Here is a 3,188-nt window from a genome sequence, read left to right on the forward strand (position 1 = left end):
CTGATATCGACTGGATTTTCTCGATCGGGGCGCTGTCGAAAGCCGTATTAGCGTTCTTCAGCCAGGCCCGGGCGATGCTCTCGTCGCCGCCGACGATGGCGTCGAGAGAACGGAACAGCCGGACGAACAGGACGGCCAGCTCGAACGGCTTGGTGCCGCGCTCGAGCAGGAATTCCTGCTTGCGCATGCGCGAAACCGTGGCTTCCGAGACGCCGATGACGGAAGCCAGCACCCTGGCGGTGACGTCGAGCAGTTCCGCGGCGCGCAGCGTGGCCCTGGTCACGACCGCGTTTTCGGCCGCGCCGGTGGCGATATGAGATTGCACGGACGGCATGACTGTTCCTTTCCATGGAAAATATAGTCCACAAAAATTCATATGGAAAGGTGTTGTGTCGAAAGAATCCGCGACAGCCGGATCCGTCAGGGCCGAGAAAATCAGTCTTTCTTGTAGAGCAGCCAGCTCTTGCCGGCGCGACCGGCCATCGCCGAATGCCTTGTCACGCGGTTGCGGCCGCCGACCTTCGAGCGATAGAGCGCCCGGTCGGCCTTGGTGTAGAGGTCCTCGGGGCTTTCGGCCTCGGACGCCATGCAGATGCCCATCGACACGGTCACCGTGCCGTAATTGGTGCCGGTCTGGCTGCTGGTGAACGGCGTCTGCTCGATCAGCGTGCGAATGCGCTCGGCGATCTCGAAAGTCGTGTCTTCGCTGGCACCCTCGACGATCAGGGCGAATTCCTCGCCGCCGGTGCGGGCAACGAACATGTCGCCGCGAATGCTGGTCTGGAAGATCTCGGCGATGATCTGGATGATCCTGTCTCCGACTGGATGGCCGAAGCGGTCGTTGATGTCCTTGAAGCGGTCGATGTCGGCGAGGATCAGGGCATTGAACAGGATGCCCTTGTTGGAGTTGTAGATCTTGGTGATTTCCTTATCGAAGGCGCGGCGGTTCCAGACCTGCGTCAAGGGATCGGTGTCGGCGAGCCGCTTGTACTCCTCGAGCTTCGACTTGACGCTCTCGAGCTCGGCGGTCTTTTCGCTGAGCGTGCTCGCCACTTGCCTGCCATGGTCGATCGTCGAGTTGGTGGCCGCCGACATGGCGGTGACGATCTTCTGCAGCAGGTCCTGCGACAGCATGCTGCGGTTGCCGAGCCCACTCGACGTCTCGTCGAGGATGCGGCCGTATTTCTCGATGTGGGAACGCTCGCTGCGCAACAGCGAGGCGATATCCTCGAGTTCCTTGGCGATGACGTCGCGCGCGTGCTCGACAATGCCGGGGCCGTGATGCTGGGCAAAGAAGGTTCGGCCGATGCGGTCGAGTTCCTCCTGGGTCGGCCGGTTGCTCAGCGAGACGACGGCTAGGCTGAGTTCATGATTGCTGCCGCTCAGAGCCTCGTAGAAGATCTCGTAGTTGCGCGGCAGGCCAAGCACGCCAAGCTGGCGCATCGTCGCCACGACGGTGCTCGCTATGTCGGTGTTCCTGTCGTTTGGAACGAAAGCCGGCTGCATGTTCTGTTCACTCCTCAAGAGCCAACGCAGAACCTGCGCGTGCCGATGTCGCCATGAGGGGAGTGCGACCGGAAATGCCAGACACGAGAAGAATCGCGTCCCCGCTCACGACCTTCACTTGCAAACGACCATAGATGCGAGCGCGCTAAAGTTTCCTTAATAGGCTGGATTTCAACACGGTTTTCTCTACCCCAGGATGCAATAACCGCTTATGCAGGCGCGGGGCGAAACGTGTCCTCTTCATGTCGCATTTGCCGATGCCCGGCGGGCGCAAAACTGGAATCCTGCTGCTGACAGGTGATGAATTCTAGGAGGGCGGAATGGATGACAATCACAACGGAGCTTGCCTGTGCGGCGCGGTGCGCTTCAGGACGAGGGGGGCTCTGCGCGGTGTCGTCTATTGCCACTGCTCGCAATGCCGCAGGCAGAACGGCCATTTCGTTGCGGCGACCTCGGCCAAGGATGCCGATATCGACATAGAAGGAGCCGAGGCGCTCACCTGGTATGGCGCCTCCGACGTCGCCAGGCGCGGGTTCTGCCGCATCTGCGGCTCGCTCCTGTTCTGGAAGCATAACGAACTGGATCAGATTTCGATCATGGCCGGCGCCTTCGACAGGCCGTCCGGACTTGCCGGGGAAAGCCATATCTTCGTTGGCGACAAGGGCGACTATTATTCGATCGACGACGGGCTGCCGCAGTTCGAGAAATCGTCGCCCTCGGTCAAGGTCGCCGGTGAGGCCGCCGAATGACCAGCAAGCGAGTACAGCGGCAGAGCGCGTGATTTTTGGCGGCACTGCCTTATTCCATTGATCCAGCCGTTGCTATATCCCCTGCCGGTCACTCGGAAAGGGATTTGGGCATGCAGCGGCTGATCGATGCTTTCTTCAACTCGGTGCGGGCGTTCCGCAAGCTGGCTGCCCACGAAAAAGCCTTCCAGCAGGAGCTGATGCTGCTCACCCTTGCCCTGCCGGCGGGCTGGTTCATCTCGGTGTCGTGGCGCGGCTACGCGCTGCTGCTCGGCGCGGTGCTGCTCCTGATCATGGTCGAAGTGCTCAACACCGGCATCGAGGCTGCCTGCGACGCCTTCAGCCGCGAGTTCAATGTCGACATCCAGCTCGCCAAGGATTGCGGTTCGCTGGCGGTGCTGATCTCGGTGGTGATCGTGGCCGGCGTCTGGGGCATCGCCATTATCGAGCGCATCACGGGACTACCGATCTAGTATAGCGCTTCCTACATGACGGTTACCAAAGGAGACTGTCATGTCGGACGCCGCTGATTTTCTGTTGCTCGAGCGAGCCGGGCTGCCGGACGATCTGCGCTGGCTGACGCAAAAATATCCGCGCGAGACTTGGCAGGGCCACGGCAATATTCATGGCCTCGCCGCTATGTGGCTTGGGCGGCACGACATGTTCCGCGAACTCGGCGGCATGCTGGCCAACGGCATTGGTGACTATCGCGAAGGCAGGCTGACAGCGCCGGACTTCGCGCGTTGGTTCGCGCCGCGGCTGAACCATTTCCTTGGCAATCTCGACGGCCACCATAATGTCGAGGACTACCAATACTTCCCGGCCTTCGCCAAGGCTGAGCCCCGGTTGAAGCGAGGCTTCGAGATACTCGACGCCGACCATCACACCATACACGAAGGGCTGGAACGCAACGCCGAGGCGGCGAATGCCTTTATC

General features: G+C 61.0%; 5 protein-coding genes. 3 read left to right on the forward strand and 2 right to left on the reverse strand.

Annotation, left to right across the window (positions count from 1 at the left end; translation table 11 throughout):
• Positions 1-334: antitoxin Xre-like helix-turn-helix domain-containing protein (locus EN781_RS29375; RefSeq protein WP_127400587.1), on the reverse strand; the 334-nt coding region annotated here is incomplete at its 3' end.
• Positions 335-435: 101 nt separating this feature from the next.
• On the reverse strand, positions 436-1,506 hold the full coding sequence (locus tag EN781_RS29380) for a diguanylate cyclase (protein WP_126054316.1): 1,071 nt from the start codon (positions 1,504-1,506) through the stop codon (positions 436-438).
• A 320-nt stretch (positions 1,507-1,826) separates the two neighbouring features.
• Here EN781_RS29380 and EN781_RS29385 point away from each other — a divergent pair, with 320 nt between their 5' ends.
• From EN781_RS29385 to EN781_RS29395, 3 genes are all read left to right on the forward strand, one after another.
• Entirely contained in the window at positions 1,827-2,255 is a 429-nt protein-coding gene (locus tag EN781_RS29385) for a GFA family protein (protein ID WP_127400588.1), read from the forward strand.
• 110 nt (positions 2,256-2,365) lie between these two features.
• A complete protein-coding gene (locus EN781_RS29390; protein WP_126054317.1) occupies positions 2,366-2,725 on the forward strand; it encodes a diacylglycerol kinase in 360 nt (119 codons plus the stop codon).
• Positions 2,726-2,765: 40 nt separating this feature from the next.
• Positions 2,766-3,188, forward strand: a 423-nt coding sequence (locus EN781_RS29395) for a hemerythrin domain-containing protein (RefSeq protein WP_127400589.1), incomplete at its 3' end; no start/stop codon positions are given.

The sequence above is a fragment of the Mesorhizobium sp. M4A.F.Ca.ET.090.04.2.1 genome, assembly GCF_003999085.1.
In the GTDB taxonomy this organism is placed as follows: Bacteria; Pseudomonadota; Alphaproteobacteria; order Rhizobiales; family Rhizobiaceae; genus Mesorhizobium.